Genomic DNA, 19,592 nt, shown 5'->3' on the forward strand with positions numbered 1-19,592 from the left:
GTTCCGCCTCGTCCGGGGCTCCAGGAGGGGAACTCGACTCTCGTCGACTGCTTCGGGCACAAGGTAACCAGTAGACCGCTTGGTCTGTCAAGTAGGAGTGTGACGTATGACTCGATTCTCAGGGGCTCGCCATCGCAAACGGTCGCGTGTGCATCGCAAATGGTCGTTCTGATCGCTGAAACCGACCGTTTGCCATGCACACCGGACCGTTTGCGATGGCACCGATGATCCAGTCATGCCTCCGGCAGGGTGGCGAGGACGTAGGACGCTGTCATCGGGAGATGCAACTGGCCGTCCTCCATTGTCTCGGGCTCGGCGAGCTCGAGGAATGCCTGGTCTGCAGCGTTCCGTGCCTCCGGCATCTGTGCGAGATAGGCGCGTCCCGGCCCAGCGACCCCACCCGAGACTCCCCGCCATAGCGCACCCGGGGTGATGCGCCACGTCCAGCTCGGGGTCGATTGCCCGGTGATCTCCAGGCCGGCCTCCATGCAGATCCCGGCGAGGCCCGCGACGGAGCGTTCGAAATCGAGGTGCTCTGGCAGATGCTGCGGCGGTAGCGGCGTAACCCCTGCCTCATCGAACGCACCGCCGACCAATCCTGACCATCCCAGCGGCCCGGCGGGCCAGATGGTCATCGCGGCCGGTCCCCCCGGCTCAAGTACCCGTGCCATCTCACGCAGGCCGGCCCGGGGATCCGGCAGGTGATTGACGACGAAATTCGCGGTGACAGCGTCGAATGACGCATCGGGAAAAGGCAGGTCCAAGACCGAAGCATGGTGGATGTTCGCACCTGTGCCAGCCACACGGGACTGGCTCACAGCGGCCATGTCGGCATCGGTGTCGATCCCCGTGACCTCACGTCCCCGGGTTACCGCCGAAGCGACGAGAGTCCCGGTGCCGCACCCGACGTCCAGATGCTTCAGGCCTCCAGACGTCGCACTCTCTGTGTCGTCCATCGCGCGGCCATCCGCCCCGCCTTGCTCTGGGACGCGCGACTCGGCAAGATGAGACGTCAGTACCCAAGCGCGTTCCCCGAGGTGACATACGGGAGCTGCGCGGCGGGTCGGGCTGTCCCGGCTACGTCCCCATTCCACCCAGGAGCCAAGAAGTGCGTCCCCTGTCACGAACCCTGCAGATCGCCCTGATCTCCATCGCCGTCGCCATCTACGCGGTGACCTGGCTGACCCTCGTCCTGAACCAGCCGGACGACTCCGACTTCTCCTCCATGGCGGACTCCACCTCCACCACCTTCGCGCTGGTCGGCTTCCTGGTGCCCACGGTCATCGCCCTGATCGCCGTCGTCCCGTCCCTGCCGGTGCGCACCCTGGCGCTGATGCCGGTCGCGCTGGTGCTGAACATCGTGGTCGGCCAGGTCGTGGGCACCATGGGCCTGCCGATCCCGCTGTACCTCGACTCCTTCGGCACCATCCTCGTCGGTGTGCTGGCCGGTCCCGCGGCAGGACTGGCGACCGGTGGACTGTCCGCCCTGGTGTGGGGAACGTTCAATCCGACGATCGTCCCCTTCGCTGCCGGCTACGCCCTGATGGGCCTGGCTGCGGGACTGGTCAGGAAGCTGTTCCGTTCGTCGTGGTGGAAGGTCGTCGTCGCCGGTGCCGTGCTCGGCTTCTTCTCCGCCCTGGTGTCCGCGCCCGTGGCGTCCTTCATCTTCGGCGGCACCGCGGGGACCGGCACGGGCCTGCTCGTCAGCTTCTTCCAGGGGCTCGGCGCGTCGCAGACCACCGCGGTGTTCCTGCAGTCGTGGACGTCCGACCCGATGGACAAGATCATCATCTTCCTGCTGGTCTGGGTGGTGGTCCGCTCGCTGCCGGAGCGGTCGCGCAGGACGTTCGACCCGGACGCGGTGGCGTTCGATGCGCCTGCGACTGCCAGGCCATGAGCCCCCTCACCCCGCTGACCGCGGCGGCGTGCTCGATCGTCACGGTGATGGTGCTGCACAATCCGTGGGTGTCCGCCGTCTTCCTGCTCGGCACGTTCCTCCTCGCGTTCGCGGGACGCCGCCAACGCCGCGCACTGATCGCCGCGCTGCTGCTCTCGGTTCCGGCGTTCCTGTCCTACCTGCTGGTGTACGTGCCGTTCGGCGACGTGGAGGTCGCCCGGTTCCTGATCCCGGTCACCTCGGACGGCGCCTGGATCGCCACCACCCTGGGACTGCGCTTCATGGCGATGACCTGTGCCGGACTGGTGCTGGGAAGTTTCGTGGACGCGGATGCCCTGATGCGGCGGCTCCAGCTGAGTATCCCGGCACCGCTGGTCTACATGGTGGGCACCGTGGTGCGTCTGCTGCCGATGGCGCAGCAGCGCTGGCGGACGATCCGCCAGGTCCAGGCGTCCCGCGGGGTGGATGTCGACACCTGGCGCTCGCGCGGTGCGACCGTCCTTCCCCTGGTGGTCGGCCTGATCGACGACGCCTCCCAACGTTCCCGCCCGCTGAAGCGCACCGGCATCGGCGAACCAGGCACCCGGACTCTGCTGGTCCCGGTGGACGATTCCACTCTGCAGCGGGCATGCCGTTGGCTGATGGTGCTGGGGGTCATCGCCGTGTTCATCGTCGGCGCGCTGGTGTAGGGCTCACAGCCGGGGCAGTGCCTCGGCCACGGAGCCGATGACCTCGTCCGTCGCGTCCTTCACCGCGTTCGGGGACCACGGGAAGGAGAACGAACGGTCGGCGACGGCGTGCATCGGCAGGTCATTCCAGGAATCTCCGAAGGTGTAGACCGGCACGCCGGACACTCCGAGGTGCCTCACGAGCCAGTCCAGTCCGGCGGCCTTCGAGGTCCCCACCGGCACGATGTCGACGAAGTTCTGGTTGATCACGCATCCCACGTCGAAGGACCCCGTGACCTCACCGTGGATGCGGTCCCGGAGGGATTTGTCGCCCGGCACCCTGACCGGAACTCCCACGAACTCCTGGTCGTCGATGGCGGACGTGGCCATCTCCCGGAAATCGCTGAGGACCGACGTCCTCGACTCGTCCGGGATCGTGGAACTGAACCGCACGTCCCGTCCGCCGAGCATGGTCCCGTACACCGCAATGCCGTCGATGCCCGACAGACCGTCCACAATGCCCTGGACGGTGGCGGGTGCCAGGGTGGAACGGTGCAGCACGTCCCACTCCGGACCAGCCACGACGGCCCCGGTGAACAGAACGGAGTAGTCGAAGCGGACGTCGTAGCCCTCGAGTGCGAACCGGGCCGCGGACAGTGACTTTCCCGTGGCCGCGACCGCGAGGTTCCCCTTGTCCTGCCACGCGCGGATGGCCGCCAGTGTGGGGTCGCTGATGCCGTCCTCGAAGAGGATGGTTCCGTCGAAGTCGAACGCCGCGATTTTCATGACCCCAGGTTATCCGGCCCGCCGTTACGCTGGGAGGCATGACCTCACAGGAGAAGCCACCACTGGTGCTGGCCGTCACCGCCTGCCCGACCGGCATCGCGCACACCTACATGGCCGCCGAGAACCTCGAGGCCGCCGCGGAGCAGGCGGGCGTCCGCGTCCGCGTCGAAACCCATGGCTCGATCGGTGTGGAGAACGCCTTCACCGACGACGAGCTTCGGGAGGCGGCGGCCATCGTCGTCGCCGCGGACATGAAGATCGACACGTCCCGCTTCACCGGGATGCCCCTCGTCTCCACCGGCGTGGACGAGGGCATCAAGAAACCGGCTGAGCTGCTCCAGCGGGCACTGGACGCACCCGCGGCCTCGGGGGAGCGGGACGCCGGGCAGAACGGGGCGGACGGCGGCACCGACGGGCCGGAAAAACCCTGGATCGCCCGTTTCGGCGACGACCTCTACCGCGCGCTGATGAACGGCGTCTCCCACATGATCCCGTTCGTGGTCACCGGCGGCCTGATGATCGCCGTGGCCCTGTCCATCGGCGGCGAGCCGGGGGCGGAGGGGCTCGTCATCCCGGAGGACACCTTCTGGTACACCCTCAACCAGCTCGGTGACCTGGCATTCTCCCTGATGGTGCCGGTGCTGTCCGGCTACATCGCCATGGCCATCGCCGACCGGCCCGGTCTCGCGCCGGGCTTCGTCACCGGCCTGGTCGCCGTCACGGGGGACCTCTACGGCTCCGAGGCGGACGCCGGGTTCCTCGGAGGTATCGTCACCGGCATCCTCTCCGGCTACCTCGCGCTGGCCATCCGGCGGATCCCGGTGCACAAGTACATCCAGCCGATCTGGCCGATCATCGTCATCCCGGTGCTGACCACGCTCATCGTCGGCGGGCTGTTCATCTACCTGCTGGGCAATCCGATCGCCACGCTCTTCGAGGTGATGACCGAGTGGCTCGAGGGGCTGCAGGGCTCCTCTGTCCTGGTGCTCGGCGCGATCATCGGCGCGATGATCACCTTCGACATGGGTGGTCCGTTGAACAAGACCGCCTTCCTGTTCGCCGGCGGCCTGATCGCCACCGGCAACGCCGCACCCATGGGCATGGCGGCCGTCGCCATCGCCGTCCCGCCGATCGCCGCGGGCGTGACCACGCTGGTCGCCAGGCACCGGTTCAACAAGTCGGAGCGGGATTCCGGCATCGCCGGACTGTTCATGGGCTTCTTCGGCATCTCCGAGGGTGCGATCCCGCTGGCGGTCGCCCGGCCGTTGCAGATCATCCCGGCGAACGTGGTCGGCGGTGCGGTCGCCGGTGCCTTGGCCGGCATGTTCGGGGTGAAGGACAACGTGATGCACGGCGGGCCGATCGTCGCCGTCCTGGGTGCGATCGAGGGCATCGGCTGGTTCTTCCTCTGCCTGGTCATCGGAATCGCGGTCACGTCGGCGGTGTCCCTGCTGCTCATGGCGGCCACGACGGGCAGCAAGGCCGACAAGCAGGACGCTCCGCCGCAGGACGCGCCGCTCATCGACGCCGGCACCGTCGATCTCGGGGTCACCGCAGCCGACAGTGGGGCCGTGATCCGCATCCTGTCCGGGAACGCCGAACGCCAGCACCGCCTCAGCGCGGACGAGGTGGTGGACGCGGCACTCGCCCGTGAGGCGCAGTCCACCACCGCCGTCGGCAACGGCGTGGCCATCCCGCACGCCAGGAGTTCCGCGGTCAGCGTGCCGACCCTGGCCTTCGCGAAGCTCACGGACCCGGTGGACTGGGACGCACCCGACAGCGAACCGGTGGACCTGGTGTTCCTCATCGCGGTCCCGGAGGACGCCGGCAAGCAGCACCTGAAGATTCTGGCGCAGCTGGCCCGTGCCCTGATGAAGGACGATTTCCGGGCTGCCCTGCGTGGGGCGGACTCCCCGGACCGTGTCGTGGATCTGGTGAATGACCGGGTGGGTATGATCACCGCATGATCGACCGCTTCATCTGGGCGGCCTCCGGTGAGGGCCTGTCCGAGCACGCCTGGGCCACCGCCGAACGCACCGGTGCCGCCTGGGTCGGCAACGACGCCTCAGCACACGTCTCGCTGCTGCGCTCCACGGTCACCCAGGAACTCGCCTTCGGGATGGAACAGCAGGGCGTCGACCGCGACACCATGGAGCAGCGAATCGACAAGGCCCTTGACCTCTGGGACCTGCGCACCATCAGTGACCGTGAACCGTCGAAGCTGTCCACCGGGCAGACGCGCCGGGTCGCCATCGCCGCCGCACTGCTGCGTGACCCGGGCGCCCTGGTCCTGGACTGCCCGATAGACGGTCTGGATGCTGCGGCGGTCGAGATCCTGCGCTCCACGCTGAACCGCTTCGAGGGCGACGTCACCGCCTACGACCGTGTGCGAACGGTACTGGCCGATGATGCAGTGCACGAACTCGCGCTGGACGGTGCTCCCGTGCCTGCCCCGGATCCCCTTGCCGATCTCCCCTGTGTGCAGCCCCGGACCACAGCCCCCATCCTCACCGCGGACAATCTCACCGTCACCCGCGGCAGCTTCACACTCGGACCGGTCCGGCTCGAAGCGAACGGAGGAGAAGTCACCCACCTCGCCGGCCCCAACGGCTCGGGGAAAACCTCCCTGATGCTGGCCATACTCGGGTTGATCCCGTACGACGGCACACTGCGTAGCCCAACGGCCGGATGGGCACCGACGGGGATGGACGCGGCGTTCTCGAAGCGCACCGTCCTCAAGGAACTCGCCGTCGGCACCGGTGATGCCCACGCCGAAACCGCCCTCGAATGGGTCGGCCTGCAGCAGTGGCGCGACGTCCACCCCCTGGATGTCCCCAGTTCGCCGCGGCGCATGCTCGCCGTCGCTGCCGCGCTGGTCCGCGGCCCCGGCCTCCTGATCCTCGATGAACCCACGGTGGGGTTGGACGCCGACGGGTACCGCTGGTTGACCCGCGTCATGCACAGCTACGCCGCCGGGGAGTACCTGGCGGCGTTGGATGCGGCGGGCCTGCGGCCCCTGTACAGCGGGCCTCCCGCCGTGCTGTGGTCCTGCCACAACGCGGCCTTCGCCGCGGCGGTCAGTGACCGGTCCTGCGAGATCAGGCGGTGATCTCCTGCGGGGTCTCCGTGCGGCCCACGGAGATCTTCCGGCTCTTCGCCTTCTCGGCGACGGGCAGGGTCACGGTCAGCACGCCGTCTGTGTAGTCGGCGGTGACCTTCTCTGTGTCCACGCTGTCGCTCACGGTGACCTGGCGCCGGTAGGAACCGGTGAAGCGCTCATTGGCGATCCACTTGCGGTCCTCGGGGTCCTGCGTGGTGTTCCGCTCCGCGGAGATGGTCAGGACGCCGTTGTCGATGTCGATGTCGATGCTGTCGGCGTCCACGCCCGGCAGGTCCGTGGTCAGGACGTAGTCGTCGTCCTTCCTGGTCAGGTCCATCGGCATGAACCGCGGCGAGCGGGTGGGTGTGCCGAAGACCTCGCGGGCGACGGAGTCCAGTCCGGTGAAGGGGTCGAAACGGAAGGTGGTCATGGTGACTGCTCCTTGTCTGTCGAAGTTGCGTACATCAGGCTCAACTACGTGCCGTCAGGGTTTATTCCACCCCGCTCAACTTTGCGGAGATTATTTCCGGCCTTGACTCTCACGCTGCGTGATAGAACAGGATCAGAGCCATGAACAACGACAAGCACCCAGACAAGAACACGGAACTCACTGTCAGCCAGGCCGCGGACTACCTCGGCGTCACCGTCCGCACCCTGCACCACTGGGACGCCAAGGGTCTGCTGGTCCCGCAGGTCCGCACCTGGTCCGACTACCGCATCTACACGGACGACGACCTTGCCCGTGGTCAGCGGATCCTGGTCTACCGGGAATCCGGCGTCCCACTCGCCGAGATCGCCGACCTGTTGGACGGCGGTGACGAGCGCACCCACCTGCTGCGCCAGCGCGAGATGCTGCTGGACCGCCGGGAGGGTGTGGAGCGCATGCTCGCCGCCGTCGAGGACCTCATCGCCGAGGTCGACGCGCAGGTTTACACCGGTCCCGTCCCGCCCGACCGCGTCCGCGAGATCCTCGGCCCCGACTGGGACCCCGGGTACCAGGTCGAGGCCCGGGAACGCTGGGGCGACACCGAAGCATGGTCGCAGTCACAGGAGGTTCTCGCCGGCATGGGGGAGGACGACTGGAAAGCCATCCGTGAGGAGGGCGACAGTTTCGCCCGGGCGCTCGCCGATGCCCACGCGCGCAACGTCCGCCCCGGCTCGGAGGAGGCCAACGCGCTGGCCGAGCGGCAGCGCGCTTCACTGTCGGGCTGGTTCGAGGTCACCCACGACCGCCAGGTGATCTTCGCGGACATGTACGACGCCGACGATCGTTTCCGGGTGAACTGGACGGTGGACGGGGTGGACCACACCAGCTACCTGGTGCGCTTGATCAGGGAGAATGCCGCTGATCACGGGGTTGACCTGGATGATCCGCAGTGGGACCTCCCCCGCGGGTAGGCGTCCCCCGGGAAATTCTTCTACGCCCGTGCACGCATCGGGCCCCTGAGTGTGCACGGGCGTAGAACTATCTCCCCGGAGGCCCCTCGCAGGGCCCCTATTCCGTTCACCGTGAATCAAAGGGGTCCGCAGAGACGGGCAGTTGTGGAAATCTGGTCCGAACATGAACAGACCGCTCGGTCTACCGTCTCCCGAGGAAAGGCACCGCCATGACCTCCACTCTTGCACCAGTCCCCACACCCACCGTCACGCCCACCCTGACCCGCCTCTCCCAGAGCGTCGGCGCCAGTGTCGAGGGCATCCGCCTGGGGGGCGACCTGGACGCCGGCACCGTCGAGTGGATCCGCACCCAGCTCGCCATCCACAAGGTCCTCATCGTCCGCGGCCAGCAGCACCTGACCGATGAGTCCCAGTACGCCTTCGCGAAACTCCTCGGCGAGCCCACCCTGGCCCACCCCACCGTCGTCTCCACGGGACGCGACAACCTCGTCCTCGAGGGTGCGGCGAACGCCTGGCACACCGACGTCTCCTTCGTCGACCGCATCCCGAAGATCTCGATCCTGCGCGCCATCGAACTCCCCGGCTACGGCGGTGCCACCGAATGGGCCAACACCGTCGCCGCCTACAACCGGCTGCCCGAGCCGCTGCGTGACCTCGCCGACAAGCTGTGGGCCGTCCACACCAACGACTACGACTACGCCGCGGCCAAGAACAAGGACGCCAAGGATTCCAGCGGCCTGTCCTACGCCGAGTTCACGAAGGTCCGTTTCGAGACCGAGCACCCGGTGGTCCACGTCCATCCGGGGACCGGCGAGCGCTCGCTGCTGCTCGGCCAGTTCGTCTCCCACCTCTCCGGCCTGCACTCCGACGAGTCCACGGACCTCATCCGGCTGTTCCAGAACCGCATCCTGAAGCCCGACAACACCATGCGCTGGCACTGGGAGGAGGGCGACGTCGCCCTCTGGGACAACCTCGCCACCCAGCACTACGGCGTCGCCGACTTCGGTGACCAGTACCGCCTGAACCACCGCGTGACCCTCGCCGGCCCGGTCCCGGTCAGTACGGACGGCCAGAATTCCCGCGTCCTCACCGGGGACGCCAGCGAGTACTCGGTCATCGACCGGACGCCGCCGCTGGTGGGGTACACGGGGGACGTAGCAGACCAGTGACCGACTTCCTCTCAGACCGCTGGCAGGACCTGGCCTTCCGCTCCTACCAGCACGCCAGCCTGGTGATCCAGGCCCTGATCCTGGCTACCGTCATCGCCCTCGCCCTGGCTGTCCTGGTCACCACCTACCGACGTCTTGCCCCCGTGGCCAGCGCGGTCTCGGCGATCGGCCTGACGATCCCCGGACTCGCCCTGCTGGGCCTGATGATCCCGCTGGTGGGCATCGGGACGCTGCCATCGGTGGTCATCGTCGTCTTCTACGCGGTCCTGCCCATTCTCCGTAACGCCATCGTGGGCCTGCAGAGTGTGTCGCCGGAACTCGTCGAGGCCGCCCGCGGGCAGGGAATGAGCGCCGTCTCCGTGTTCTTCCGCGTGCGGCTCCCGCTGGCCTGGCCGGTGATCCTCACCGGCGTGCGGGTCTCCGCGCAGATGTCCATGGGTGTCGCGGCCATCGCCGCCTACGCCCTCGGCCCCGGACTCGGCGGCTACATCTACACCGGGCTCAGCCAGATCGGCAACGCCAACGCACTCAACTACGCCCTGGTCGGGACGGTCACCGTCGTCGTCCTGGCACTGATCCTCGATGCCGTCCTGTCGGTTCTGGGGAGAGTCACCACCTCGAAAGGGATCCGCTCATGACCGAGAACTCCTCCGGCGCCGAAATCCGCCTCGTCGACGTCGTCAAGCAGTACCCGGGCACCTCCGACCCGGCGGTGAAGGGAATCGACCTCACCATCCCCGCCGGGGAGATGGTCATGTTCGTCGGGCCGTCCGGCTGCGGCAAGACCACCACCCTGAAGATGATCAACCGGCTGATCGAACCCACCTCCGGACAGGTCCTCATCGACGGGGAGGACGTCACCTCGAAGGACGCGGACGAGCTGCGCCGCAGTATCGGGTACGTGATCCAGGGCGGTGGCCTGCTGCCGCACCTCACGGTCAAGCAGAACATCGGTCTGGTCCCGGGCCTGCTGAAGTGGGACAAGGCGCGCACCGCGTCGCGGGTGGACGAACTTCTCGACCTCGTCGGCCTGGACCCGTCCATCTACCGTGACCGCTTCCCGCGCGAACTGTCCGGTGGCCAGCAGCAGCGAGTCGGTGTGGCCCGCGGCCTGGCGGCCGACCCGCCGGTGATCCTCATGGACGAGCCCTTCGGCGCCGTCGACCCGATCACCCGCCAACGCCTGCAGGACGAACTGCTCACCCTGCAGTCCGACCTGGGCAAGACCGTCGTCGGCGTCACCCACGACATCGACGAGGCCGTGAAGCTCGGCGACCGGATCCTGGTGCTCGGCCAGCAGGCGGAGATCGCCCAGTACGACACCCCCGCCGCCATCCTCGGCGCGCCGGGCAGCGACTACGTCGCCGACTTCGTCGGGGCAGGCTCCAAGCTCAAGCAGCTGTCCCTGCTGCGGGTCAGCGACGTCGGCACCGTGGAACCGACCACCGCCCGCATCGGCGAGGACGTCGCGGACGTGACGCAGCGCGCCGGGACGGCGGGGGACCAGAGCGTGATCATCCTGGACGACCGCGGCCATCCCCGCGACTGGGTGTGGGTGCGCAGTCTCCAGGGCCACGACACCGTCCCTGAACCGGAGATCGGCGAGCTGCAGACCACCGTGGAGGTCCGCTCCACCCTGAACGACGCCCTCGATTCCATGCTGGTCTCCAGCCACGGCGGGGCGATCGTCACCGACGGCGGGCGCTACACCGGGGTCATCCTCTACGACGCGATCACCGACCACATCAGGACCGTCAACGCCGAGGCGGGTCAGCCGTGATCAAGAGCCTGTCCCGTCTGTCCCGGGAGGACCGCATCCTCCTGGTCGGCATCCCGGTACTCGTGGTCGCCGTGTTCGTCGGCTGGGTCATCTGGCGGCAGACAGCCTCGCTGGGCGATGTCGAGTCCCGACTGCTGGCCTGGGGAAACGTCGCCTCGTTGTCCTGGGAGCACCTGAAACTCGTGGTGATCTCCGCGGTGCTCGTGGTCGTCACCGCCGTCCCGGTGGGTGTCCTGCTGACCCGTCCGGCCACCGCCTTCCTGTCACCGGTCGCCACCAGTGCCGGCAACATCGGCCAGTCCGCGCCGGTGATCGGCGTGGTCGTCCTGCTGGCGATCTGGCTCGGATTCGGGATGTGGACCGCGGTGCTCGCCCTGACGATCTACGCGTTCCTCCCGGTCCTGTCGAACACGGTCACCGGGTTACGCTCGGTCGACCCCACCCTGACCGAGGCCGCCCGCGGCATGGGCATGTCCCAGTGGCAGGTGCTCTTCCGGGTTGAACTCCCGCTGGCCCTGCCGGTCGTGATGACGGGCGTGCGCACCGCCCTGGTGCTGCTCGTCGGCGCAGGTGCCTTCGCCACCTTCATCGACGCCGGCGGCCTGGGCACACTGATCCAGACCGGCATCACCCTGTACCGGTTCAACGTCCTGGTCTCCGGCGCGATCCTGGTCGCCCTGCTGGCACTCGTCGTCGAGTGGGTGGGACGCGTCCTGGAAACCGCGCTGACCCCGAAGGGAGCGGCATGAAGTACCTGAAATCCGCGGCGGCCATCGCCGCGTCCTGCCTGCTGCTGACCGGCTGCGGACTCGGTTCCGCCGGCGGCTTCACCCCGTCCGGCGAGCTCGCCGGCCCGGTCGAGGACATCGACCTGGACGGTGCGGACATCTCCGTCGGATCGAAGAACTTCACCGAGCAGGTCCTGCTGGGCAAGATGGCGATTATCCTGCTGCAGTCCGCCGGGGCCTCCGTGACCGACCTGACCAGCGTGCCGGGCGCCTCGACCTCCCGGCAGGCGCAGCTCGACGGCGAGATCGACTTCCAGTGGGAGTACACCGGCAACGGCTGGATCAACTACCTCGGCAATGATGACCCCATCGTCGACGAGGAGGAGCAGTACCGCGCCGTGCGTGACGGTGACCGTGAGAACGGGCTGGAGTGGCTCCCCGTCGGCCCGATGAACAACACCTACGGCTTCGCCGCCACCAGCGATAAAGCGGCCGAACTCGGGGTGGAGAACCTCTCCGACGTCGCCGAGCTTCCCCCTGAGGAACTCACCTTCTGTGTGGAGTCCGAGTTCGAGAGCCGCAACGACGGGTTCGAGCCGATGCTGGAGGCGTACGGGCTCAGCCCGGACGAGGTGCAGACCTCCGTCATGGACACCGGCGCGGTCTACCAGGCCACCGCCGACGGGGTGTGCAACTTCGGTGAGGTCTTCACCACCGACGGTCGCATCAAGTCGCTTGACCTGCAGGTCGTCGACGACGACAAGGTCTTCTTCCCGAAGTACAACCTCTCCGGTGTCGTCCGGCAGGACGTCCTGGACGAGTACCCGCAGATCGCGGAGCTGTTCGCCCCGGTGGTCGAGTTGCTCGACGATGAGACGATGATCGACCTCAACGCCCGTATCGACGTGGATGGTGAGGAGCCCACCGACGTCGCCCTCGACTGGCTGGAGCAGGAGGGTTTTATCAGCGGGTAACTGGTAGCGTCCTAGATCATGTACACGCCTGACGTCATCGGAACACCGCTCGCCCCCAATGCCACGAAGGTCCTGTTGCTCGGGTCCGGCGAACTCGGCAGGGAGGTGACCATCGCCCTGCAGCGGTACGGGGTGGAGGTCCACGCGGTGGACCGGTACGAGGGCGCCCCTGCGCACCACGTCGCCAATGCGTCCTACACCATCGACATGGCCGACCCGGCGGCCGTCCGCGCGCTGGTCGAGGAGGTCCGCCCGCATTTCGTGGTCCCGGAGATCGAGGCGCTCGCCACCGACGCCCTGCAGGACGTGGAGGACGAGGACCTGGCCACGGTCATCCCCACCGCCAGGGCGACCCGGCTGACCATGAACCGCGAGGGCATCCGCACCCTGGCGGACAAGGATCTCGGCCTGCCGAACTCCCGCCACGTCTTCGCCTCCACCTACGAGGAATTCGTGGCCGGCGTCGGCGACATCGGCCTGCCGTGCGTGGTCAAGCCGGTGATGAGTTCCTCGGGCAAGGGGCAGTCCTACGTGCGTTCCGAGGATGACCTGCAGGCGTCCTGGGATTACGCGATGAGCGGGGCCAGGGTGTCCGCGGGACGGGTGATCATCGAGCAGTTCGTCCCCTTCGACTACGAGATCACCCTGCTGACCGTGCGTTCCCTGGACCCGGAGACCGGCGAGGACGTCACCTGGTTCTGCGAGCCGATCGGCCACCGCCAGGACCGCGGGGACTACGTGGAGTCCTGGCAGCCCGCGCAGATGACCCAGGCCGCGCACGAGGGTGCGCGCTCGGTCGCCGCCCGCATCACGAGTGCCCTGGGCGGACGCGGCGTGTTCGGGGTGGAGCTGTTCGTCAAGGGGGACGACGTGTACTTCTCCGAGGTCAGCCCCCGTCCCCACGACACCGGCATGGTGACCCTGGGCTCCCAGCGCTTCAGCGAGTTCGACCTGCACGCCCGCGCGATCCTGGGCCTGCCGATCGACACCACCCTGATCTCCCCGGGTGCGTCCGCGGTGATCTACGGCGGCGTGGAGACCGGCGACGGCACCGTCCCGGAGTACTCCGGTCTGAAGGACGCCCTGAGTGTGCCGGAGACCGAGGTCCGGATCTTCGGTAAGCCGGTCAGCCACGAGCGCCGCCGCATGGGCGTGGCCTTCTCCACGGCGGAGAACATCGCGGTCGCCCGGGAGCGGGCGGATGCGGCGGCACAGGCGGTCACGGTCAGCGCCGCCGACGCGCCTGCCGTGGATGCCGGCCAGTGGGGACGCCGCTAGGCACACCATTCACCCTGAATGGAACGCTTCCACCCACTAGACTGCTCTGTCTAGTGTTGCCGCCATGACGGAAGACAAGAGTAACCCGGACGATATCTCAGGAATCAGCAGGTTCACCCTCTCCGAGGACTGGCTGTCGGTCATCGTCGGCCTGGCGATCCTGGTCCTGGCCCTGGTGGGCTTCATCACCGAGGACTGGTTGATCCTGTGAGCACCAGCACCGATTCCAGTCTCGACCAGGGCAGCCTCCAGGACGGCTCCCGCCTGGACGTGCGCTGGGGCATCGCCGGCGTCCTCGTGGTGCTGGCCGGTGGCGCACTGGCCCAGTTCCTCACCGCGAACGTCCCGGAATGGTCGGAGGGCACCTTCCTGGAGGACTTCGGCGGGGCCATCGAGTACCCCGTCTACGCGATCATCGTCGGGCTGCTGCTCAACGCCGTCCTCTCCGGGATCGGGATCCGCGGACGACTCGCCGGCGGATTCCGCACGGAGTTCTTCATCAAGACCGGCCTGGTCCTGCTCGGCGGCACGGTGGTCCTGTCGGTCATCGTCCGCGCGGCCGGTCCCGCGGTGGTCCAGGCGCTGCTGCTGATCACCGGGGTCTTCTTCTTCACCTGGTGGGTCGCCGGCAAGCTCGGGGTGGACGACCACCTCCGCGCCCTGCTCTCATCGGCGGTCTCGATCTGCGGCGTGAGCGCGGCCATCGCCGCCGCCGGAGCGGTGAAGGCGAAGAAGGAGCACCTCGCGTACACCGCGACCCTCGTCATCGTCTTCGCCCTGCCGTCGATCTTCCTGCTTCCGTGGCTCGCGGAGCTGATGGGACTGTCGAGTGCGGTGGCCGGTGCGTGGATCGGCGGCAACATCGACACGACGGCGGCGGTGAGCGCGGCCGGGGCCCTGGCCGGCGAGGAGTCGCTGCAGATCGCCTCGATCGTAAAGCTGACCCAGAATGCACTGATCGGCTTCGTCGCCGTGGCACTGACCGCGTGGTTCGCGATCAAGGTCGAGCGGGACGCCGGCGCGCCCAAGCTGAAGGCCATCGACTTCTGGCACCGTTTCCCGAAGTTCGTCCTGGGCTTCATCGCGGCATCGGTGATCGTCACCGTCGCGGCTGAGTTCCTCTCCGCGGACGCGGTCGAGAGCCTGGACACGACGGTGAAGGGCTTCCGCGACTACTTCCTGATCCTGGCCTTCGTGTCCATCGGCCTCGAGTTCGAGGCCAGGTCCCTGAAGGCCGCGGGCGGCAAGCCGATCGCGGTCTTCGGCCTGGCCACCCTGTTCAACCTGGTCCTCGGGCTGATCCTGGCCAGCGTCCTGTTCAGTGGTTTCGAGGTGTGAGCCTCGCCGTGGGCCGTCAGTCAGTCGAACTGATCGCCTCGACCTCGACCTGGACCAGCCAGCCTTCGACGGGCTGGTCGGCGACACCGACGGTGACCACGCTGGGTTTCGTCCGATTCTCGTCGCCCGCGACGGTGCTCTCGGTCGGTTCGTCTGGTTCGTCGGTTTCGCTGGGCTCCGTGGTGTCGGCCGGTTCGGAGGTGGGCTGCGCTGACGTGGTCGTTGCAGGCGTCTCCGCCTTGGTTACTGTCGCTGCTGTGGGCGTCACCAGGGATTCGCCGGTGTTCGGGTCGATGTTCGCGAAGAACTTCCGGTACGCCTTCTCCCACCCGTCGTAGTCCGCGCCGTCCGGCCCGGTGGTCAGGTACGCGCGCACCGTGGCGATGTCGGCGAAGCTGATCCCCTCGTCGGCGAGCAGGGTGGCCAGTTTGCCGAGGACCTGGAGTGACTGGGCCTCGGTGGCGGTGATGTTGGACGGCAGTCCACCGTCCTCGGTGAGGGTGTCCGGATCGACGAAGCCGAGGGGGTCGCCCTCGTCGGCGTCCGTGTTCACCCGGTCGGGGCCGGTCCCGCCCGAGCGGAAAAGGTCGGAGTCCGCCGGCGCCGAGATGGCCTCTGCACGGTCGTCCTCGTCGTCGGCGACGCTGGAGAACACCGTCTCCTCGAACGCACAGGCGCTGGTCCCGAGGAGCAGTGCCGCCCCGGAGAAAGCGATCACGGCCCTGCCTGCGGCGGGGACTCGCTTCATGGGGCTCTCCTGCGGTCGGTGGGCGGGCTGCTACTGATCACCATACATTTGCAGCACCGTCTGCACGGTCCTCGCCTGGCCGAGTTCGACATGTGAGAAGGCGACGGAGTCGGCGAGTCGCTCCTTGCCCTCGATAATGGCCGTGGCCAGCACAACGTGTTCCTGGTGGCGGGTCCGCGCGTGACTTCCGATGTTGACCACGTTCAGGCGGGCGCTGCGCTCGCGCAGTGAGGCCATCACGGTGTCCAGGAGGGGGTTGGACGCCAGTCGTTCGATCTCGCGGTGCAGGCGTGAGCTCTCCTGGTGGAAGCGGGTGTCGTCACCCTCTTCCAGGGCAACACCGGCGGCGTCCAGTGCCTCGCTGAGCGCCGCCGGGTCGGCCCCCTCCGCCACCCGTCGGGCGGCCAGGCGGGCGGTCAACGGTTCGAGGGACGACCGCAGGTCGTACAGGTCCTCCACGTCCTTGCCGGTGATGTCGGTGACCTTCGCGGAGCGCCGGGGGGACAGCTTCACCAGGCCCGCACTCTCCAGCATGGGCAGTGCCTCACGCACCGGCACGCGTGACACACCGAGTGTGTCGGCAAGGTCTCGCTCCCGGAGGTCATCGCCGGGCCGGAGGTCGCCATCGATGATCATCCGTTTGATCTGCTCGAACACCCACACAGAACGGGCCTGTCCTGGTGTCTCCATGAGTGATGTCCTTTCGTGTGCCGTTGCGGTACCGAGGGTACAGGCAGACACATGGGTATACCGAGTAGCCAGACGCTCTCTGAGGGCAACGCTCGAATGGACCATTAAAATGCCTGTATATAACTGTTAACGTGACAGTAACCCGTGGTGGCGGATCGCGTCCTACACTCGCCTGGAATCATCCATTGGTATACCAGAAGGAGAGTGTGATGGAGAGGCAGAATCTTCAGTCACCGTCCAGCCCGCCGTCTGAGCAACCCACCGGCCTCTCGGACCAGATCGAGGGGGCCTACTCACGCATCGGGGTGACCTCCGCACACATCGGCATCGTCGCCATGGTGCTGTTCGGTGTGTTCTTCGACGCCATCGAACAGAACACCGTCGGTATCGCCGGCCCGCTCCTCCGGGATGACTGGGGGATCGGTGGAACGGAGATCGGCCTGCTCAATACGGCGACATTCACCGCCACGGCATTGGGACGCCTTGCGGCCGGGGCCATCATGGACCGCATCGGACGCCGCACCCTGCTCGGCGTCAACCTACTGGTCTTCGCCGTGGGATCACTCCTGTGCGCCCTCGCGCCGAACTACACGGTGCTGGTGATCGCCCGATTCATCGTCGGGCTCGGTCTCGGCGGCGAGATCGCCACCGCCGTGATCATGATGTCCGAGTTCTTCGCCGCCAAGCACCGCGGCACCGCCGTCGGCCTGATCAACGTCGCCGCCGCCGGTCTCGGCAACATGCTCGCCCCGCTGTTCGGCGTCATTGTCTTCGCGGTGTTCTCCGGGGACAACGCCTGGCGCTGGCTCTTCGGCATCCTGGTCCTGCCTGCCCTGGTCGTGGTCTTCTACCGGCGGTCCCTGCCGGAAACCCCGCGCTACCTGGCGGCGTCCGGACGCATCGACGAGGCGAACACGGTCATCAACCGGCTGGCGCAGGGAAAGCTGTCCGGAAAGCTGGACGGGAGCACGTCCTACCTGGTCGCCCCGGAGGAACTGGAGAAGGACGAGGCGCCCGCGGAGGCGTCGCGACGGTGGACCCTGATGTTCTCCGACCTGTACCGCCGGGCCACGATCTCCCTCGGCGTGGCCGTCTGCATGTCCTATGCCGCGCAGATCACCATGCTCACCCTTATTCCCGTGATGCTCACCGACCGGGGGATGACGATCTCCTCGGCGCTCTGGTACACCCTGGTGATGCAGTCCGGTTCGCTGGGCGGAGCACTGTTCGCGGCGTTCATCGCCCGGCGTCTCCCCAGGAAGACCACGCTCACCGCGGCCGCCGTCCTCGGGGTGTTCGCCGCCCTCGGATTCGGGATGTTGGGGCAGGACGTTGCCCTGGTCCTGGTCTTCGGTTTCCTGTTCAACTTCGCGGTGATCGTCCTGAACACCACCATCTGGCTCTTCGCCCCCGAGCAGTACCCGACGGAGGTGCGCGGTCTGGCGACCTCGGTGATCTTGGCGATCGGCTCACTGTCCGGAGGCATCTTCCCGCTGATCGCCGGTGCGATCCTGGATGCGTCGGGGGTGGGAGTCCTGTTTGTCTTCCTCACGGCGCTGTTCGCCATCTGCGCTGTGGCTGTGCAGTTCCCCCGGGAAACCTTCGGTCAGCCGATGCCGGAGTCGGTGTGAGGTCGGTTGCGCAGGTCCCGCGTGTCCTGGTCGTGAACCCGAACACGAACACGGAGACCACGGCGATGCTCCTCCGGCGGTTCACTGCGGCGTCCGGTCCTGGTGTCGGGGTCAGTGCCGTCACCGCGCTGCACGGGCCACCGATGATCACCACGCCGGACGCCCTCGCCGACGCCGCCAGACATGTTGTTGACGCGGTGCTCGACGCGCTGGACGTAGGGCGTCCCGATGCTGTCGTCATCGGTGCCTTCGGTGATCCGGGTGTGGCTGAACTCAGGGGGCACGCTCGCCTGTCGGGTATTCCCGTCACTGGCATCGGTGAGGCGTCCCTTCTGGACGCGACCTCCGACGGCCGGCGGTTCGCCATAGCCACGACCACCGGTGAACTGGCCGGGGCGCTGGCGTCCATGGTGGAACGCATCGGCGTCAGTGACCTGTACACGGGCCTGGAGTTGACCGAGACCGCACCGCTGGTGCTGGCGTCCTCGCGTGGGAAGAGCCAGCGCGAGCTTGCCGCGGCGGTCGAGCGGGCGACGGCGAAGGGTGCGCAGCGGGTGGTGATCGGTGGTGGCCCACTCAGTGATGTCGCCGGTGATCTCGGTGACGAATACCCGGGCGTGATCGTGGAGCCGGTGGCTGCGGCGGCACGGTGGGCTGTGGGGGCGGTACGCTGAGTCGGCATGAGGACCCCGAACATCACCCGGCCTGCCCCGGGTCACCTGGATGAGCTGGATGCAGCGCTCCTGGGGCAAGGGCAGGACTATGAACTGGTGCGGGTGTCCGGCGGTGACATCTCCCGTGACCTCACCGGGATTACTCTGGTCGACTGTGTCCTGGACAACCTCGTGGCCCACGGTGCCGTCCTCACCGGTGCGAGGCTGACCGATACCGTGGTGACTGCTGTCAACGCACCCTCCTTGCGGGCGTCGCGTGTGGGCGTGCAGGACGTGGTGATCGCCGACTCGAGGCTCGGCGCGGTCGAGATGTACGACGCCGCGGTTCGCGGACTGGTCATCGAGCACTGCCGGGTCGACTTCCTCAACCTGCGGGGCAGCGACCTGACGGACGTCCTGTTCCGTGACTGCCATATCGGGGACCTGGACATGGGGGAGGTGCGGGCGGATCGCATCGGCTTCGAGGATTGCCAGGTGGATGTGCTGGACATGGCCGGAGCCCGGAACCGTAACGTTGACCTGCGGGGGCTGCGCATCAACGGAGTCCGCAACGTGGACGGATTGCGCGGTGCGACGATGACTCCGATGCAGATGGCGATGCTGTCGGAGTCCGTGGCGGCGCACCTGGGGATCATGCTGGCGGAGTAGCAGCAGACACCTCATCGTGTCGAACACCTGTTCTACTATTCCGGTCATTCCCCGCTAGCGTGTCCACCCCGGCTGCTAGCTTCAA

General features: G+C 67.6%; 21 protein-coding genes. 16 read left to right on the plus strand and 5 right to left on the minus strand.

Annotated features, from left to right (window positions below; genetic code table 11):
- Positions 1-233: 233 nt before the first annotated feature.
- Positions 234-956 carry a class I SAM-dependent methyltransferase gene (locus ACTIL2_RS12975; protein WP_442337888.1) on the minus strand — a complete coding sequence of 241 codons (723 nt, stop codon included), beginning with the start codon at positions 954-956 and terminating at the stop codon, positions 234-236.
- A 152-nt stretch (positions 957-1,108) separates the two neighbouring features.
- Between ACTIL2_RS12975 and ACTIL2_RS12980 the strand changes: the two genes are divergently transcribed.
- Both ACTIL2_RS12980 and ACTIL2_RS12985 read left to right on the plus strand, forming a co-directional pair.
- Positions 1,109-1,897 (plus strand): ECF transporter S component, encoded by a 789-nt coding sequence (locus tag ACTIL2_RS12980; protein ID WP_442337889.1) that lies wholly within the window; start codon positions 1,109-1,111, stop codon positions 1,895-1,897.
- The gene (locus ACTIL2_RS12985) at positions 1,894-2,586 is read left to right on the plus strand and encodes an energy-coupling factor transporter transmembrane component T family protein (RefSeq protein WP_442337890.1); all 693 of its coding nucleotides are present in this window, start codon (positions 1,894-1,896) and stop codon (positions 2,584-2,586) included. The genes ACTIL2_RS12980 and ACTIL2_RS12985 overlap by 4 nt, the downstream gene beginning before the upstream one ends.
- 3 nt (positions 2,587-2,589) lie before the next feature.
- On the opposite strand, the gene ACTIL2_RS12990 is transcribed toward ACTIL2_RS12985, so the two are convergent.
- Positions 2,590-3,351: an HAD family hydrolase gene (locus tag ACTIL2_RS12990; RefSeq protein ID WP_442337891.1), complete on the minus strand. Its 762-nt coding sequence runs from the start codon at positions 3,349-3,351 to the stop codon at positions 2,590-2,592.
- Between the two features lie 38 nt (positions 3,352-3,389).
- On the opposite strand from ACTIL2_RS12990, the gene ACTIL2_RS12995 reads away from it, so the two are divergent.
- Together ACTIL2_RS12995 and ACTIL2_RS13000 are read left to right on the plus strand one after the other, a co-directional pair.
- A complete protein-coding gene (locus ACTIL2_RS12995; protein ID WP_442337892.1) occupies positions 3,390-5,318 on the plus strand; it encodes a fructose-specific PTS transporter subunit EIIC in 1,929 nt (642 codons plus the stop codon).
- Complete coding sequence (locus ACTIL2_RS13000; RefSeq protein ID WP_442337893.1) at positions 5,315-6,460, plus strand: ATP-binding cassette domain-containing protein; 1,146 nt, start codon at positions 5,315-5,317, stop codon at positions 6,458-6,460. The genes ACTIL2_RS12995 and ACTIL2_RS13000 overlap by 4 nt, the downstream gene beginning before the upstream one ends.
- Here ACTIL2_RS13000 and ACTIL2_RS13005 read toward each other — a convergent pair.
- Positions 6,450-6,881: an Hsp20/alpha crystallin family protein gene (locus ACTIL2_RS13005; RefSeq protein WP_442337894.1), complete on the minus strand. Its 432-nt coding sequence runs from the start codon at positions 6,879-6,881 to the stop codon at positions 6,450-6,452. The genes ACTIL2_RS13000 and ACTIL2_RS13005 overlap by 11 nt on opposite strands.
- A 140-nt stretch (positions 6,882-7,021) precedes the next feature.
- Here ACTIL2_RS13005 and ACTIL2_RS13010 point away from each other — a divergent pair, with 140 nt between their 5' ends.
- The 9 genes from ACTIL2_RS13010 to ACTIL2_RS13050 all read left to right on the plus strand — a co-directional run bounded on the left by ACTIL2_RS13010 (position 7,022) and on the right by ACTIL2_RS13050 (position 15,116).
- A complete protein-coding gene (locus tag ACTIL2_RS13010; protein WP_442337895.1) occupies positions 7,022-7,849 on the plus strand; it encodes a MerR family transcriptional regulator in 828 nt (275 codons plus the stop codon).
- A 209-nt stretch (positions 7,850-8,058) separates the two neighbouring features.
- Entirely contained in the window at positions 8,059-9,018 is a 960-nt protein-coding gene (locus ACTIL2_RS13015; RefSeq protein ID WP_442337896.1) for a TauD/TfdA dioxygenase family protein, read from the plus strand.
- Complete coding sequence (locus ACTIL2_RS13020; RefSeq protein WP_442337897.1) at positions 9,015-9,656, plus strand: ABC transporter permease; 642 nt, start codon at positions 9,015-9,017, stop codon at positions 9,654-9,656. Before ACTIL2_RS13015 ends, ACTIL2_RS13020 begins: the two co-directional genes overlap by 4 nt.
- Complete coding sequence (locus ACTIL2_RS13025; protein WP_442337898.1) at positions 9,653-10,798, plus strand: ABC transporter ATP-binding protein; 1,146 nt, start codon at positions 9,653-9,655, stop codon at positions 10,796-10,798. Before ACTIL2_RS13020 ends, ACTIL2_RS13025 begins: the two co-directional genes overlap by 4 nt.
- Positions 10,798-11,547 carry an ABC transporter permease gene (locus tag ACTIL2_RS13030; protein ID WP_442337908.1) on the plus strand — a complete coding sequence of 250 codons (750 nt, stop codon included), beginning with the start codon at positions 10,798-10,800 and terminating at the stop codon, positions 11,545-11,547. The genes ACTIL2_RS13025 and ACTIL2_RS13030 overlap by 1 nt, the downstream gene beginning before the upstream one ends.
- Complete coding sequence (locus ACTIL2_RS13035; RefSeq protein WP_442337899.1) at positions 11,544-12,500, plus strand: glycine betaine ABC transporter substrate-binding protein; 957 nt, start codon at positions 11,544-11,546, stop codon at positions 12,498-12,500. The genes ACTIL2_RS13030 and ACTIL2_RS13035 overlap by 4 nt, the downstream gene beginning before the upstream one ends.
- Before the next feature lie 18 nt (positions 12,501-12,518).
- Entirely contained in the window at positions 12,519-13,778 is a 1,260-nt protein-coding gene (gene purT, locus ACTIL2_RS13040; RefSeq protein ID WP_442337900.1) for a formate-dependent phosphoribosylglycinamide formyltransferase, read from the plus strand.
- A 64-nt stretch (positions 13,779-13,842) separates the two neighbouring features.
- Entirely contained in the window at positions 13,843-13,989 is a 147-nt protein-coding gene (locus ACTIL2_RS13045) for a hypothetical protein (RefSeq protein ID WP_442337901.1), read from the plus strand.
- Positions 13,986-15,116, plus strand: a complete 1,131-nt coding sequence (locus ACTIL2_RS13050) for a YeiH family protein (RefSeq protein WP_442337902.1) — start codon at positions 13,986-13,988, stop codon at positions 15,114-15,116. The genes ACTIL2_RS13045 and ACTIL2_RS13050 overlap by 4 nt, the downstream gene beginning before the upstream one ends.
- Before the next feature lie 16 nt (positions 15,117-15,132).
- Here ACTIL2_RS13050 and ACTIL2_RS13055 read toward each other — a convergent pair whose 3' ends face one another.
- Both ACTIL2_RS13055 and ACTIL2_RS13060 read right to left on the minus strand, forming a co-directional pair.
- Positions 15,133-15,864 (minus strand): hypothetical protein, encoded by a 732-nt coding sequence (locus ACTIL2_RS13055; protein ID WP_442337903.1) that lies wholly within the window; start codon positions 15,862-15,864, stop codon positions 15,133-15,135.
- Positions 15,865-15,894: 30 nt separating this feature from the next.
- Positions 15,895-16,554 (minus strand): GntR family transcriptional regulator, encoded by a 660-nt coding sequence (locus ACTIL2_RS13060; protein WP_442337904.1) that lies wholly within the window; start codon positions 16,552-16,554, stop codon positions 15,895-15,897.
- A 209-nt stretch (positions 16,555-16,763) separates the two neighbouring features.
- Between ACTIL2_RS13060 and ACTIL2_RS13065 the strand changes: the two genes are divergently transcribed.
- From ACTIL2_RS13065 to ACTIL2_RS13075, 3 genes are read left to right on the plus strand one after another with little or no spacing between them, the layout of a single operon-like run.
- A complete protein-coding gene (locus tag ACTIL2_RS13065; protein ID WP_442337905.1) occupies positions 16,764-18,185 on the plus strand; it encodes an MFS transporter in 1,422 nt (473 codons plus the stop codon).
- The gene (locus ACTIL2_RS13070) at positions 18,182-18,859 is read left to right on the plus strand and encodes an aspartate/glutamate racemase family protein (protein WP_442337906.1); all 678 of its coding nucleotides are present in this window, start codon (positions 18,182-18,184) and stop codon (positions 18,857-18,859) included. Before ACTIL2_RS13065 ends, ACTIL2_RS13070 begins: the two co-directional genes overlap by 4 nt.
- 6 nt (positions 18,860-18,865) lie before the next feature.
- Positions 18,866-19,507 (plus strand): pentapeptide repeat-containing protein, encoded by a 642-nt coding sequence (locus ACTIL2_RS13075; protein ID WP_442337907.1) that lies wholly within the window; start codon positions 18,866-18,868, stop codon positions 19,505-19,507.
- Positions 19,508-19,592 lie beyond the last annotated feature (85 nt).

Origin of the sequence: Corynebacterium sp., from assembly GCF_052107835.1 — a bacterium.
Classification (GTDB): domain Bacteria; phylum Actinomycetota; class Actinomycetes; order Mycobacteriales; family Mycobacteriaceae; genus Corynebacterium.